We start from the raw sequence: 13,010 nt of genomic DNA on the forward strand, positions 1-13,010 counted from the left end.
GTGCCAAAGACATTGTGAAAGAGAAGGCCAGAGAAAGTGCCGGCTTGATTTTCCCGCCTCAGCGACCATAGTGATTAACGCGATGATTAGCCGGCTAATACGACGGCCCGAGCCATTTTGACGACCCACCCAGGAGAAACGCATGCAGATCGATTTGAGCGGTAAACGCGCGGTAATCACGGGCTCTACCGGCGGCATTGGCTACGCGATCGCCAAGGGGCTCGCCGCAGCGGGCGCCAGCGTCGTGGTGACCGGGCGCAGCAAGGAGCGGATCGACCAGGCGCTGGAAACGCTCGGGCGCGACGTCGAAAACGCCAACGCCACCGGCGTGGCGGTGGATTTGAGCACCGCGGACGGCTGCCAAAAGCTGATCGAGCGCGTGCCGGAGGCCGACATCCTGATCAATAACGTCGGTATCTTCGAAGCCGGCGACTTTTTTGAGACCGACGACGACACTTGGCAGCGCTTTTTCGACACCAACGTGATGAGCGCGGTGCGTCTGTCGCGCCACTACGCCCGCGGCATGCGCGATCGCAACTGGGGCCGAATCCAGTTCATTTCCAGCGAATCGGCGCTGAATATTCCCACCGAGATGGTCCACTACGGCATGACCAAGTCCGCGCTGCAGTCGGTGTCGAGGGGGCTCGCCAAGGTGCTCACCGGCACCCAGGTCACGGTGAACGCCATTCTGCCCGGCCCCACCCGTTCGGAAAGCGTCAACGCCATGATCGAAGAGCAGGCGCGCGAGAAAGGCGTGTCGATCGAAGAGGCGGAGGCGCGCTTCATCGACGAGAACCGCCCCTCGTCGATCATCCACCGGCTTGCCGATACCGACGAAGTCGCGAATCTGTGCGTCTACGTCGCCTCCGAGCAGGCCAGCGCTACCACCGGCGCGGCGCTGCGGGTCGAAGGCGGTATCGTGGATACCATGGCGTAAGCGCTTAGGGCACCAGCCGCTCCTCTCGGGGCGTCAGGCCAAAGTGGTTGCGGTAAGCGGTCGAAAAGTGCGCCCCGGAGGAAAAACCCACGGCCAGTGCGATCTCGCCGATCGGCTGGTCGCTTTCGCGCAGCCGCGAGCGCCCGGCCTGCAATCGGAGATCCAGATAGTAGCGGCTGGGTACCGCCTGCAGGTATTTCTTGAACAGCCGTTCGAGCTGGCGGCGCGACACGCCTAGATGCTCGGCGAGCTCCAGGGTCGAAAACGGCTCTTCGATGTTCGCCTCCATCAGCGCCACCGCGTCCACCAGGCTTTGTGGCGCGTGACCCAGGCGGCTTCGAAGCGGCACGTGCTGGGGCTCGTCGGCTGTGCGCACGCGCTCGTAGGCGAACTGCTCGGAAACCCGCTGGGCAAGCTCGGCCCCCAGCTCGCGGCGAATCAGCGTCAGCGCCATATCGAGCGCGGCGGTGCCGCCGGCCGCACTCAGGCGGTCGCGGTCGATCTCGAACAGGGTCTGGGTGAAGGTGACCGCCGGGTAGGCCTGTGAGAGCGCGGCAAAGCGCTGCCAGGGAAGCGTCGCCCGGTAGCCATCCAAAAGCCCGCAGCGCGCCAACACCTCACTTCCACCGGCGAGTCCCCCTAGCGCCGTTTTGGAAGGTAGCGCGCGCAGCCACCCCACCAGCGCCGCGCCGAGCGGATACGGCAGCGGTGAAGGCGCGGCGATAAAAACGCAGTCAAAAGCCTCTGTGCCGTCGTTGAGACCGAACTCGACCTCGGCGCTGAGCGCAGCGGCGCTGCGCACGCTGCCCTTTTCAAGACCGAGAGAGACCACCTGATAGCGGCGTTGGCCGCTTAGCTGGTTGGCCAGCAGCAGCGGCTCGACCAGGCAGGCGTGAGAAAGCAGTGAGAAGCCGGGCAGCAGCAGCACGCCGAATCGCTTGGGAGTGGACGAAGGAGCATCGATGGGTGACGCGTGCGCCATGAAAACGACCGGTTGAAAACAAAGGGCTATCTTAACCAATAACGCTTGGGGAATCAGCGCAGCCTAATGATAAAAGCCGCCAACGCAAACAGGGCAAGGGGAAGCCCCTTGCCCTGTGTGTTTTAGCGCCAGCGTGCGCTGACTACGAACGCGGCGTGTTACTGGCCGCGGTTCGGGTGGTTGGCGAGCTCGCCTACCTGCATGTCGCCGTCAACGTCGCTGTAGTTGTCCTCGTTGTACTCTTCGGTCGCGGACTCGATTTCATCGCTACCGTAGGTGGTCTGCATGACGAGCTGGTCGTCTTCGAGGTTGATCTCCTGCAGCGCCAGCGCCACGTCGGTGGCACCAAAACCCCAGAAGCCGCCGATGGAGACGACGGCGTAAAGGTCGCCGGAGTCGTTGTGCTCGACCACGTTATCGACCTCGCCGATCTCCTCGCCTTCCTGATTGACCACCGTCATGCCTTCGACATCGCTGATCGTAAGCGACATCAGGCCGCCCTGAGTGTCGTTTTCGGCGAGCGTTTCGTCGGGCTCGAGGTTGTCCGGATCTTCCATGGCGTTCGGGCTACGGTTCTGGTTGCCCTCCTCCATCTGACCCTCGCTGTCGTCGGCGGCCTCTTCGGTCATGGACTCATCCGCCGGCATGGCTTCATCTGCGGTGGCGTCGTCGGAGTTGATCGAGGGCTGGCTTTCCATCTGGCCGTCGCTTTCAGTGTCAGCGTTTTCTGCGGTGTCGGTATCCATGTCGCTACCCTGATCACCGTTCATCTGACCCATGGTGTCGTTGTCGGCGCCAGAGGCGCTACCGGTGCCGCTGTCGGTATCCGCGTTGGCGTCAGGCTCGGCCGCCGTGCTCATGTCGGAGTCCGATTCCATATCGGTATCGGTAGCCGTGTCAGCATCCGATTCCATATCGGTATCGCCGCTTTGCAGGTCGCTGCCGTCTTCGGTGCTGGTCTGGCTTTGCGCACCCTCCACGCCTTGGCCAGCTGCCTCGGATGCTTCCTGCTGCTCGATGGAATCGCCGGAGGTGCTCTGGCTCTCTTCTTCGGCCAGTGCGCCAAACGACATGCCGGTACAGATCGCTGCGATGGCGACCGCCAGTGCTGTCCGTTTCATGGGGTGACTCCTTGTAGTTGATCGACTCTATTGAAGCTAGTGAGCAAAGCCGCGATACGCAATTTATTTTGCGCACGCGCAGTCAACGACACCAGGCGAAATCAGGTGCCATTTGAAAAGTCGGTGAGGGTCACTTACCGGCGAGTATGCCCGCGATAATGAACAGAGCGAGCGCCACGGCAAGTAGGGAGACGACAATGGGCAGGAGTCTATAAAACCCTTTGGGCGAACGCCGGGCTTCGGGTTGTCGATGGGCGGGCATTTGCGGCGCCCTTTCAGGTTGGCGCTGGCCCAGTACGTGCTCTTTTTCTTGGCTGCGGGTGTTGCTTTCGCGTGTATCCATGGCCTCGCCTTTTGAGCGGGCGCCCGGTTTGGGCGCCCGCCTCGTAGGCTTCGAGCCTTTTGAAAAGCGTCGTTAAAGCGAAACGACGTCGAAATCGACCTCCGGGTCGACGTCGGCGTCGTAGTCGACGTCCTCACGCTCGAAGCCGAACAGTTTCAGGAATTCGTGCTTGTAACCAGCATAGTCGGTAATCTCGAAAAGATTCTCGCTGGTGACTTCCGGCCACAGGTCCTGACACGCTTTTTGCACGTCGTCGCGAAGTTCCCAATCGTCCAGGCGAAAGCGGCCCATCTCGTCGAGGCCCTGGGCGCTCTTATCGGCATAGAGACGCTCGCCGAACAGGCGGTTGAGCTGGTCGATGGTGCCTTCGTGCACGCCCTGCTCTTTCATGATGCGATACACCATGGCGATGTAGAGCGGCATGACTGGGATGGCCGCACTGGCTTGGGTGACCACGGACTTGAGCACCGCCACGTTTGCCTGGCCGCCGGTTTCACCGAGCTTGTCATCGATCGCCGTGGCCGCGCGGTCCAGGTCCTCTTTCGCCTTGCCAAGCGCGCCGTGCCAGTAGATCGGCCAAGTGATCTCGGTGCCGATGTAGCTGAACGCGACGCTTTTCGCCCCCGGGGCCAGCACGTCGGCATCCGCCAGCGCGTTCATCCAGAGCTCCCAGTCTTCGCCGCCCATCACGGTGATGGTGTCGTCGATCTCGGCTTGCGTGGCCGGCTCCACTTCGGCTTCGATGATGGTGTCCTTGTTGGTGTCGATCGCGGTGGCGCGGTAGGTCTCGCCGATCGGCTTCAGGCTCGAGCGCTTGAGCTCACCGGTATCCGGCAGCTTGCGCACGGGTGATGCCAGCGAGTAGACCACCAGATCCACCTGACCCAGGTCCTGCTTGATCAGCTCGATGGCCTTTTCGCGGGCTTCATGAGAGAAGGCGTCGCCATTGATCGCCTTGCTGTAGAGGCCTTCCTGCTTGGCGAACTTGTCAAACGCCGCGCTGTTATACCAGCCGGCGGTGCCGGGCTTTTTCTCGGTGCCGGGCTTTTCGAAAAACACGCCCAGCGTGTCGGCGCCATAACCAAAGGCGGCGGTGACGCGCGCCGCCAGCCCGTAACCGCTGGAGGCGCCGATTACGAGCACTTTTTTCGGCCCCTGGCTTTTATCGAGCCCGCGAGCCCGGGTCGCCTCGATCTGCTCGCGCACGTTCGCCTCGCAGCCCTTGGGGTGCGTGGTAGTGCAGATAAAGCCGCGTACTTTGGGTTTGATAATCACTGGGATCTCCTTATCGAAATCGGGGTTCATCGACGGGCAGGCCCGTGGCGTTGGCGCCTATTCTAGCGGGCCGAGGCTGCGCTGTCCGCACTTGAGCCTGGCGGGTTTTCGCGTCAGGATACTCGAGTGAACGTATCCGGCCCTGTAAAGGCGGATGCTCGGACGGCCAACCCGCAGTGATGACTCAATGAACGCACAGCAGTTAGTGGATGAACGCGGCGACGTTTGGCTCGCCCTCGCCCCGCTCTGGCTCGACCGCGAGCCCGGCGAGCGCGACTACGCGCACATGATCGAGGTGATCCAGGCGCACGGTTTATCGCTCAAGGAGCTCGAGTGGATGTTTCGCATCGAGCTTGCGCCGGTGATGGCGCGCCATCAGCTATCGATTGCCAGCGAATGGAGAGCGTTCGACGATCGCAAGCTGATGCAGCAGCTCGTCTCGCACAACCTGCGCCTGCGCGGCTGGCGACGCAAGAGCTGGGCGCTGTTTTCGGGCCTGACCACGATGATGGTGCGCCACCGCTGGGGCGCGCTGATGCAGCGGCTGATGGTCGCGCGCGGCGACGTTCAAGGCTCTTGATCGAGCGCGGCTTCGACCGCCCGGCGCAGCGTCAGACCGCGCTCCTTGGGGCCGAAGCGCGCGATCACCCGGCCGTCACGGCCGACCAGAAACTTGGTGAAGTTCCACTTGATCATGCGGGTACCCAAAAGCCCCGGCGCGTCGCGCTTGAGTGCGGCGAACAGCGGGTGAGCGTCGGGGCCGTTGACCCGCACCTTCTCCATTAGCGGAAAATGCACGCCGAAGCGCTGCTCGCCGAACTTACAAAACGCCTCGGCGCTTTCCGGCGACTGGCGGCCGAATTGGTTGCAGGGAAATCCCAGCACGGTGAAGCCGCGGTCGCGGTAGCGCTTGTAAAGGCTTTCGAGCTCCTCGAGCTGCGGGGTGAAGCCGCACTGGCTTGCAACGTTCACCACCAGCAGCACCTGCCCTTTCAGCGCGCGCAGGTTGAACGGTTCGCCCTGGTGAGTATGGCAGTCCTGCTCAAAAATGGTCATGGCAAAGCCCTTGTCGAAAACCCATTGAAAACGTTTACATCACTCGGCGCGTCAGGCCTCGACCAGCGGTCCCATCACCACGCGCAGCGCCAGCAGTAATAGCAGCACGCCGGTTACTCGGTTGATCCAGTGCGAGCGGCGCTGAAGCCAGGGCAGCACGGAGGTGTGCGAAAGTCCCAGCGCGACGATCAAATACCAACCGCCGTCGATTACCACCGCCGTCATCACGATGATCAGCTTGGCCAAAAGGCCCATCTCCGGCGACACGAACTGACTCAGCAGCGCCACGAAAAAGAGAATCAGCTTGGGATTGACCAGCGCCACCAGCAGCCCCTCTTTTGCAGCCAGGCGCTGGGTGCTGGCCACGTGGCCCGGCGAGAGGACGCCGGCGCTTCCGGCGCGCAGCGCCTTGATGCCAAGCCAGGCCAAATAGGCGGCGCCAAGCCAAGTTACCCATTTGAAAAGCTCCGGGTGATTCACGATCAGCGCGCCAAGGCCCAGCACCGTCAGCAGCGCGTAGATCCCCACGCCGAACGCATGGGCCAGCGCCGCGGCCACCCCGCTTGGCCGGCCTCCGCCCAGCGTGTGGCGCAAAATGAGCGCCAGACTCGGCCCGGGCGACATCGCCCCCAAACTACAAATGGCGGCCAGCGACAGCCAGAGTGACAGCGGCATGCGTGCTTCCTTTTCGTTTTTATCGTCGCCAGGGGCGGCTTTCAAGCGGGGCCAACACCTCTTTGTCCCGCGGTCTTAAATAACGCTGTTAGCATGTTACGCTGTTGGGTAAAATTTTTCCCTTTTGATGAACCATGGCGTTGATCGACCCGGGCTCTACGGCCCGCAGTATCGATCCACCATGGCGTTGATGAATCTAGCGCCTGACGTTCAGGCGGCTTTGGCGATGAAAGGACGTTAACATGGGTAGGGCGTTTCAAAACCGCAAGGAATCGATGGCCAAAACGGCCGCGGCAAAAACCAAGGTGTACAGCAAGTACGGGCGCGAGATCTACGTGGTCGCCAAGTCTGGCGGCACCGACCCCAACGGCAACCTGGCGCTGCGTGGTTTGATGGAGCGCGCCAAAAAGGATCAGGTGCCTTCGCACGTAATCGACAAGGCCCTGGACAAGGCTAGCGGCGCCGGCGGTGAGGACTTCGCCACCGCCCGCTACGAAGGATTTGGCCCGGGTAACGCGATGGTGATCGTCGAGTGTCTGACCGATAACCCCAACCGCACCTTTGGCGACGTGCGCGGCTGCTTCACCAAGACCAAAAGCAAGATCGGCACGCCAGGAAGCGTCAGCCACATGTTCGACCACTGCGCGATCTTCTCCTTCAAGGGCCAGGACGAGGAAGCGGTGCTTGAGGCGCTGATGGAAGCCGACGTCGACGTCACCGACATCGAGCAGGAAGACGAGCGCATCACCGTTTTCGCTCCGCACACCGACTACGCCAAGGCCAAGCAGGCGCTGCTCGACGCCTTTGGCGAGCTCGATTTCGAAGCCGACGAAATCCAGTTTTTGCCCCAGACCACTACCCCGGTGCAAGGCGACGACGCGGTGATGTTCGAAAAGTTCTTCGACATGCTCAACGACCTGGACGACGTGCAAAACGTCTTCCACAGCGCGGAGCTGCCTGAGCAGGCGAGCTAACTCCGCGCTAGCCGCGCGGCTTGCTCGGCCCCGAGGTCACCTCGCCGGCGTCAAGTGCGGTGTCCGGCGGCAAGTGCGCGGTTTTGATCCCGGCCTGACTAAGCACCTGTTTGGCGCGCACGGTCAGGTCGGTGATGAATAGAAACTGCTGGCGCGGGTCGACCGGATAGGCGCGAATGCGATAATGCGTGCCCCAGGGTTTCTCCTCGGCAACGACGATGATCGGCGCATCGAATCTTAAATACGCGCTGGTCAGCGCCACATCCTTGAGCGCCTGGCGCACCCAGCCCGCGGCGTCCTCCACGCAAAGATAGAAACTCGCCACGCACTGCAGCGACGGCCCGCCGTTGTTAGCGTTATAGACCGGCGTATCCCACAGTTTCAGGTGCGGCATGGCCACCAGATCGTCGTCCGGAGTCTGGATGTGCACGGTGCGCATGCCCACGTGCTTCACCTCACCGTAGGCATCCTCGATCTGCACCCAGTCCCCCGGCCGATACGGAAGCTCTACCGCCGACACCACTCCGGCGATCAGGCTGCTGACGTAATCCTTTAGCGCGAAGCCGATCGCCAGCCCCAGCGCGCCGAATAGCGTCACCATGTTGCGCAGCGACGGGTCGATGATCATGGGCACGATCAGCACGATCGCCGCGATCAGGATCAAAAGCCTGGTTAGCGGCACCAGCGCAAACACGCGAAAACGCAGCTGGCCGTGAAGCCGGTTGGCCAGCCAGTTGAGCCCGCGCTGGCTTAAAACGATCAGTAAAACTGTCGCCAACAGAATCAGGCCGACGGTAATAACCGTACCGCTGTCGATGTCGTTAAAAAGCTCGGCGTATTTTTTTCGCTCTTCCATGAAGCGTCCTAAAGCGGGTCCACGAGATAGTTACGCGAGGTCAGAAGCTCGCGAACGCTGGCATAGCTCAAGGGCGCGACCTGCCACCGCCCTTCGTACTCAGAAAGAATCTCCATTCGGGTCAGTGCCATGCGGGCGTTGAGCGCCTCGTGCCGAGTGAACGGCACAACCTCGGCGAGCGCCTCGTCACAAAGCCCGCCATGAATGAGCAGCGCGTGCAGCACGAGCGTGGCGACATCGCCGGTTTCATTGGTCAGCTCCGCCTCGTCGAGTGCGTCGAGCAGCCAAAGCTCTTCGTCACCTTCGCTTTGCTGTACCGGTTCACGCAGCTGCTCGCGCCAGTAGCTGCGCGCGATACCGAGCTGACCCCGGCAGTGCGCAGCCAGGTACTGAAAATCGCTCTCCCGTTTACGCTGCTTTTGGCTCTCGGTGGAAAGCGGCTCGCCGGTGCGCGCGCTGTAAACCGTAAGCGCCGAGTGCCCACGCCCGGCACCGATGAAGTACTCGGCGAGCTGCTCGCCCTCCACGCCCTGAAGCGTCAGGGTCGGTACGCTCTCAAGCCCAATGATGTGCTTGAGAAAGGCGTAGCTCCAGCTGTCGCAGCCGATGACACCTTGGCCCAAATGCCCGCCGAGCGCGCGTTCCAAAAACACGCGCACGCCCTGGATGCCGGCATGGTTGCGCAGAAAGCAGCGCTCCAATGCCGGTAGCGCCCAGCGCGCTTGCTCGTTGAACTGCATGACCCAGTCCGACTCTCCCGCCAGCAGCTCCTCGACGGCAGGCGCCTCGATGAGCCCTACCCTATGCGCTTTTGCCCAGCGAGAGACGATATCAGGGTGCCCTCCGTAGGGCGGCGTAACAAAAAACACGACCGGTTGCTCGTGAAAATCCCGGTCCAAAGTGTCGCCAAGAGCGGCGGCAGGTCGCGACCAGTCAATGGGCGGCGCCAAGTGGGCCAGACGCACTTCGGGAAGCTTACGTAGCTTATTCTCTTCGATTGCGTGTCGCTGGGCGTCGCGTTTGCCGGTAAGCCAGGTCCTGAGCGCCCTGATATAGTGCTTACGACGAGACCGCTGAGTCTTCTCAGGAGTAGAAAACGCCTCGATTTCAACGACCTCCCAGAGCGAGGAAGAAGCATTTTCCAAACGCTTTGCCATGGCGCATCTCATTGGTTGCTAAAGACGTTTAGCTTAGCACGCCGAGTTAAACCCGTGTCTTACGAACTTAACGCGGGCAAAAAGGTCAATAAGAAGTAATCACCGTCGCCAAGAGTCCATTCAAGGGCCCTTTAAGGTGGTGCCAAGCGAACACTCAAGCATGTAGACTCCGGTGTTATTATCGGGTGTTGCCCAACGGGAGGTCGCAATGAGCGTTGTTCCGGTTAATGAGAGTGAGCTTCACGATAAGCTGACCAAGTGCATGGCAGGTGAGCGGGTGCTGATCGATCACGACGGCAACCGCTTCAGCGCGCGCATCCAGCAGGCCGATACGAAAGGCGTCAGGGTCATCCCCGAAGCGCTAATCAAAAGCGCTCAAGGCGCTTCTGACGAAATCGAGGGCTTGACGCTCCCCTACCAGGACGTGTGGGAGCTGGAGGTCAAGGGCGTTGTCTATAGTCGTATCGACGAGCCCGTCGAGCGCAGCGCCTAACGCCGTTTTAATGCGCCTTGTATAAAACGACTGCACGCCCTTGGGCGTGCAGTCGTCGTTTTAAGCATCGAAAATCGAGGAAGTCACTTAGAAGCTCAGGCAGATCTTGCCGAAGTGCTTGCCGGACTCCTGATGGCGAAAGGCATCACCGATCTCTTCCAAACCAAATTCATGATCGATGACCGGGCGCAGGTTGGAGGCCTCGATGGCACGAATCATCTCCAGCTGATCCCGGCGGCTCCCCACGATCAGTCCCTTGAGGGTTGCCTGCTTGGCCATCAGCTTGGCGGTGGGAATGTCGCCTTCGCGCCCGGTTAGAATGCCGATCAGCGCCATGTGGCCGCCGATTTTCACCGCGTCGATCGACTGCGGCAGCGTTTTCGGCCCGCCTACTTCGACGATGTGATCGACGCCCTCACCACCTGTGAGCTCCTTGACCTTCTTGCCCCACTCCGGTGTTGTTTGATAGTTGATAGTGTGCTCGGCGCCGAGCGCCTTGAGCTTTTCGAGCTTCTCGTCGGATGACGAGGTGGCGATGACCCGCGCGCCCATCATTTTGGCGAACTGCAGCGCGAAGATGGACACCCCGCCGGTGCCCAGCACCAGCACGGTGTCGCCGGCCTTGAGGCCGCCATCGACCACCAGCGCCCGCCAAGCGGTCAGCCCTGCGGTGGTTAACGTGGCCGCCTCTGCGTGGCTATAGCCCTTCGGCTGATGGGTGAACCAGGTAGCCGGGCGTGTGATCTGCTCGCAGGCGTAGCCGTCCACGCCGTCGCCGGGCGTGGTGCGAAAATCACCCACCCGCGCCGGGCCTTCCAGCCAGCTCGGGAAGAACGTCGAAACGACAGGGTCGCCGACCGCGAACTCGGTTACGCCCTCGCCTACCGCCTCGACGACGCCGGCGCCGTCGGACATAGGGATACGCCCGTCCTCGGTCGGGATCATGCCCGCGACCACCGCGTAGTCGTGAAAATTTAGCGAGCTTGCGTGAACGCGCACGCGGATCTCACCGACGCCGGGGGCACTTGGGGCTTCACGCTCACTAACGCCGAGCTGGTCGAGCCCGCCGGGCGCTTTCAAGGTAACGGTACGATTGGACATGCACTCCTCCTGACTCATCCATTAATCAACTGGTCTACTGCACTTACGTCACGTTAGCAGACGAATCCGCATCCGACACGTCCAGCCCCAAAAATCCGCCGGACTGGCGCTGCCAAAGACTCGCGTAGATACCGCCTTTCGCCAGCAGCTCCTGATGGGTGCCGCTTTCGACCATTTCGCCGCCGTCGACCACGATTAGGCGATCAAGCATGGCGATCGTCGACAGCCGGTGGGCGATGGCGATCACTGTCTTGCCCTCCATCAGCGCGTCGAGCTGTTCCTGAATCGCCGCCTCCACTTCGGAATCGAGCGCCGAGGTCGCCTCGTCCAACACCAGAATCGGCGCGTTTTTCAACAGCACCCGGGCGATGGCGATGCGCTGGCGCTGCCCGCCAGAGAGCTTGACCCCGCGCTCGCCGACGTGGGCATCCAGCCCGCGCCGACCATGGGGGTCGACAAGGTCCTGCAAAAAGCCATCGGCGTGTGCCCGGCGCACCGCTTGCCATACGTCTTCGTCGTTGGCATCAGGGCTTCCGTAGCGGATGTTGTCGCGAAGCGAGCGGTGCAGAAGCGACGTATCCTGAGTCACCATGCCGATCTGGTGGCGAAGCGAGGTTTGGGTGACCTCGCTTATGTCCTGACCGTCGATTTGAATGCGCCCGCCCTGCAGGTCGTAAAAGCGCAGCAGCAGATTGGCAAGCGTGGACTTGCCCGCCCCGGAGCGGCCGATCAGGCCGATTTTCTCGCCGGGCTTGATCGTCAGGTCGAAGCCGTCGAACACGGTGCGGTGCTCGCCTTTGGCTTGGGTGTAGTGGAACGAGAGCGCCTCGAAAACGATCTCACCGCGGGGAACCTCGAGTGCTAGCGCCTGGGGGGCGTCCTGAATGCTCGGCGCTTGGGCGATGGTGTTCATGCCGTCCTGCACGGTGCCGATGTTCTCGAAAAGCCCGGCCACCTCCCACAAAATCCAGTCGGACATGAAGCGAATGCGCATCACCAGCGCAATGGCGATCGCCAGCACGCCCAGTGAAATCGCCTCGAAATACCAGGCGCTGATCGCCATGCCGGCGATGCCCACCAGCAGCAGCGTATTGAGCAGCGTCAAACAGACGCTCATCACCGTGACCAGGCGCATCTGACGATGCACGGTGGTGAGAAATCCTTCCATGGCGTCCTTGGCGTAGCGCTGCTCGCGCAAGGTGTCGGCAAAGAGCTTGATGGTTTGAATGTTGCTGTAGCTATCCACCACGCGCCCGGTCATCTCGGCGCGGGCGTCTGCCTGAGCCATGGAGACGTCGCGAAGCCGGGGCACGAAGTAGCGCATGATGCCCAGATACCCGGCGAGCCACAGCCCCAGCGGCAGCAAAAGCCAGGGGTCGGCGCGGCCGAGCAGAAACGCCGCGCCGGTGAAATAGACCAGCGCGTAGACCATCAGGTCCATCACCTTGGTGACGGTTTCGCGGATGGCCAGGGCCGTTTGCATCACCTTTTGCGACACGCGCCCGGCGAACTCGTCCTGATAGAACGCCAGGCTTTGGCTCAACATGTGGCGATGCGAAAGCCAGCGCCCGATCATCGGGTAGTTGCCGAAAATGCTTTGATGGGTGATCAGTGACTGCAGCAGCACCAGAAGCGGCAGCCCGACGATGACCAAAAGCCCAACGCCGATCAGCCAGCCGCCGTTTTGCTCCCAGAAGCCCTCGCGCTCGACCTGCCCCAGCCAGTCAACCAGCTCGCCCATGTAGCTAAAAAAGAACACCTCCGCCGCCGACACCGCGCCGGTGACCAGCGACATGGCCAGCAACAGCGGCCAGATCGGCCGCGAGAAGTGCCAGATGAACGGCAAAAGCCCCTTGGGCGGTGTTGTCATCTGCTCTTCCGGGTAAGGGTTCACGCGGTTTTCAAAAAACTGAAACAGCGATTTCATAGTTCGAGCGAGCATGGAAGGTCCTTGAAACCGGAAGTTAAGAGGATAAAAGAGCGTTCAGGAAGTTAACGATAGGCGTCGCCAGCGCATGGTTAAACGCGCGGCTTGAACCT

At 61.7% G+C, this 13,010-nt stretch carries 14 protein-coding genes; 4 read left to right on the forward strand and 10 right to left on the reverse strand.

The window, feature by feature from the left end:
- The first annotated feature begins 142 nt into the window (after positions 1 to 142).
- The gene (locus ACGLWX_RS04360; protein WP_396237633.1) at positions 143 to 937 is read left to right on the forward strand and encodes an SDR family NAD(P)-dependent oxidoreductase; all 795 of its coding nucleotides are present in this window, start codon (positions 143 to 145) and stop codon (positions 935 to 937) included.
- Between the two features lie 4 nt (positions 938 to 941).
- Here the strand turns inward: ACGLWX_RS04360 and ACGLWX_RS04365 are convergent, their stop codons facing one another.
- The 4 genes from ACGLWX_RS04365 to fabV form a co-directional block, all read right to left on the reverse strand.
- Positions 942 to 1,919 carry a GlxA family transcriptional regulator gene (locus ACGLWX_RS04365; RefSeq protein WP_396237635.1) on the reverse strand — a complete coding sequence of 326 codons (978 nt, stop codon included), beginning with the start codon at positions 1,917 to 1,919 and terminating at the stop codon, positions 942 to 944.
- Positions 1,920 to 2,077: 158 nt separating this feature from the next.
- Entirely contained in the window at positions 2,078 to 3,040 is a 963-nt protein-coding gene (locus ACGLWX_RS04370) for a PRC-barrel domain-containing protein (RefSeq protein ID WP_396237637.1), read from the reverse strand.
- Positions 3,041 to 3,170: 130 nt separating this feature from the next.
- Positions 3,171 to 3,383 carry a hypothetical protein gene (locus ACGLWX_RS04375; protein ID WP_396237639.1) on the reverse strand — a complete coding sequence of 71 codons (213 nt, stop codon included), beginning with the start codon at positions 3,381 to 3,383 and terminating at the stop codon, positions 3,171 to 3,173.
- Between the two features lie 72 nt (positions 3,384 to 3,455).
- Positions 3,456 to 4,658: an enoyl-ACP reductase FabV gene (gene fabV / locus ACGLWX_RS04380; protein WP_396237641.1), complete on the reverse strand. Its 1,203-nt coding sequence runs from the start codon at positions 4,656 to 4,658 to the stop codon at positions 3,456 to 3,458.
- Between the two features lie 187 nt (positions 4,659 to 4,845).
- On the opposite strand from fabV, the gene ACGLWX_RS04385 reads away from it, so the two are divergent.
- The gene (locus ACGLWX_RS04385) at positions 4,846 to 5,238 is read left to right on the forward strand and encodes a hypothetical protein (protein ID WP_396237643.1); all 393 of its coding nucleotides are present in this window, start codon (positions 4,846 to 4,848) and stop codon (positions 5,236 to 5,238) included.
- Here ACGLWX_RS04385 and ACGLWX_RS04390 read toward each other — a convergent pair.
- Complete coding sequence (locus tag ACGLWX_RS04390) at positions 5,226 to 5,714, reverse strand: glutathione peroxidase (RefSeq protein ID WP_396237645.1); 489 nt, start codon at positions 5,712 to 5,714, stop codon at positions 5,226 to 5,228. The two genes, ACGLWX_RS04385 and ACGLWX_RS04390, sit on opposite strands and share 13 nt — an antisense overlap.
- A 51-nt stretch (positions 5,715 to 5,765) precedes the next feature.
- Positions 5,766 to 6,389 (reverse strand): LysE family translocator, encoded by a 624-nt coding sequence (locus ACGLWX_RS04395; protein WP_396237647.1) that lies wholly within the window; start codon positions 6,387 to 6,389, stop codon positions 5,766 to 5,768.
- A gap of 242 nt (positions 6,390 to 6,631) precedes the next feature.
- On the opposite strand from ACGLWX_RS04395, the gene ACGLWX_RS04400 reads away from it, so the two are divergent.
- Complete coding sequence (locus ACGLWX_RS04400) at positions 6,632 to 7,363, forward strand: YebC/PmpR family DNA-binding transcriptional regulator (protein WP_396237649.1); 732 nt, start codon at positions 6,632 to 6,634, stop codon at positions 7,361 to 7,363.
- A gap of 7 nt (positions 7,364 to 7,370) precedes the next feature.
- Here ACGLWX_RS04400 and ACGLWX_RS04405 read toward each other — a convergent pair whose 3' ends face one another.
- Both ACGLWX_RS04405 and ACGLWX_RS04410 read right to left on the reverse strand, forming a co-directional pair.
- Positions 7,371 to 8,219: a mechanosensitive ion channel family protein gene (locus ACGLWX_RS04405; protein ID WP_396237651.1), complete on the reverse strand. Its 849-nt coding sequence runs from the start codon at positions 8,217 to 8,219 to the stop codon at positions 7,371 to 7,373.
- An 8-nt stretch (positions 8,220 to 8,227) separates the two neighbouring features.
- A complete protein-coding gene (locus tag ACGLWX_RS04410; RefSeq protein WP_396237653.1) occupies positions 8,228 to 9,376 on the reverse strand; it encodes a hypothetical protein in 1,149 nt (382 codons plus the stop codon).
- A 208-nt stretch (positions 9,377 to 9,584) separates the two neighbouring features.
- Here ACGLWX_RS04410 and ACGLWX_RS04415 point away from each other — a divergent pair, with 208 nt between their 5' ends.
- The gene (locus tag ACGLWX_RS04415; RefSeq protein WP_396237655.1) at positions 9,585 to 9,869 is read left to right on the forward strand and encodes a hypothetical protein; all 285 of its coding nucleotides are present in this window, start codon (positions 9,585 to 9,587) and stop codon (positions 9,867 to 9,869) included.
- Positions 9,870 to 9,956: 87 nt separating this feature from the next.
- Here ACGLWX_RS04415 and ACGLWX_RS04420 read toward each other — a convergent pair whose 3' ends face one another.
- Positions 9,957 to 10,970, reverse strand: a complete 1,014-nt coding sequence (locus ACGLWX_RS04420) for an NAD(P)-dependent alcohol dehydrogenase (RefSeq protein ID WP_396237657.1) — start codon at positions 10,968 to 10,970, stop codon at positions 9,957 to 9,959.
- Between the two features lie 43 nt (positions 10,971 to 11,013).
- The gene (locus tag ACGLWX_RS04425; protein ID WP_396237659.1) at positions 11,014 to 12,912 is read right to left on the reverse strand and encodes an ABC transporter ATP-binding protein; all 1,899 of its coding nucleotides are present in this window, start codon (positions 12,910 to 12,912) and stop codon (positions 11,014 to 11,016) included.
- Positions 12,913 to 13,010 lie beyond the last annotated feature (98 nt).

The organism is Halomonas sp. HMF6819, assembly GCF_044335525.1.
Taxonomy (GTDB): Bacteria; Pseudomonadota; Gammaproteobacteria; order Pseudomonadales; family Halomonadaceae; genus Vreelandella.

Bases quoted from the DNA above. Each gene is read 5' to 3' on its own strand.
- ACGLWX_RS04415 (WP_396237655.1), top strand. From the start codon at position 9,585: ATGAGCGTTGTTCCGGTTAATGAGAGTGAGCTTCACGATAAGCTGACC.
- ACGLWX_RS04385 (WP_396237643.1), top strand. From the start codon at position 4,846: ATGAACGCACAGCAGTTAGTGGATGAACGCGGCGACGTTTGGCTCGCC.
- ACGLWX_RS04390 (WP_396237645.1), bottom strand. From the start codon at position 5,714: ATGACCATTTTTGAGCAGGACTGCCATACTCACCAGGGCGAACCGTTC.
- ACGLWX_RS04375 (WP_396237639.1), bottom strand. From the start codon at position 3,383: ATGGATACACGCGAAAGCAACACCCGCAGCCAAGAAAAAGAGCACGTA.
- ACGLWX_RS04365 (WP_396237635.1), bottom strand. From the start codon at position 1,919: ATGGCGCACGCGTCACCCATCGATGCTCCTTCGTCCACTCCCAAGCGA.
- ACGLWX_RS04360 (WP_396237633.1), top strand. From the start codon at position 143: ATGCAGATCGATTTGAGCGGTAAACGCGCGGTAATCACGGGCTCTACC.
- ACGLWX_RS04370 (WP_396237637.1), bottom strand. From the start codon at position 3,040: ATGAAACGGACAGCACTGGCGGTCGCCATCGCAGCGATCTGTACCGGC.
- ACGLWX_RS04405 (WP_396237651.1), bottom strand. From the start codon at position 8,219: ATGGAAGAGCGAAAAAAATACGCCGAGCTTTTTAACGACATCGACAGC.
- ACGLWX_RS04420 (WP_396237657.1), bottom strand. From the start codon at position 10,970: ATGTCCAATCGTACCGTTACCTTGAAAGCGCCCGGCGGGCTCGACCAG.
- ACGLWX_RS04395 (WP_396237647.1), bottom strand. From the start codon at position 6,389: ATGCCGCTGTCACTCTGGCTGTCGCTGGCCGCCATTTGTAGTTTGGGG.
- ACGLWX_RS04400 (WP_396237649.1), top strand. From the start codon at position 6,632: ATGGGTAGGGCGTTTCAAAACCGCAAGGAATCGATGGCCAAAACGGCC.
- ACGLWX_RS04425 (WP_396237659.1), bottom strand. From the start codon at position 12,912: ATGCTCGCTCGAACTATGAAATCGCTGTTTCAGTTTTTTGAAAACCGC.
- ACGLWX_RS04410 (WP_396237653.1), bottom strand. From the start codon at position 9,376: ATGGCAAAGCGTTTGGAAAATGCTTCTTCCTCGCTCTGGGAGGTCGTT.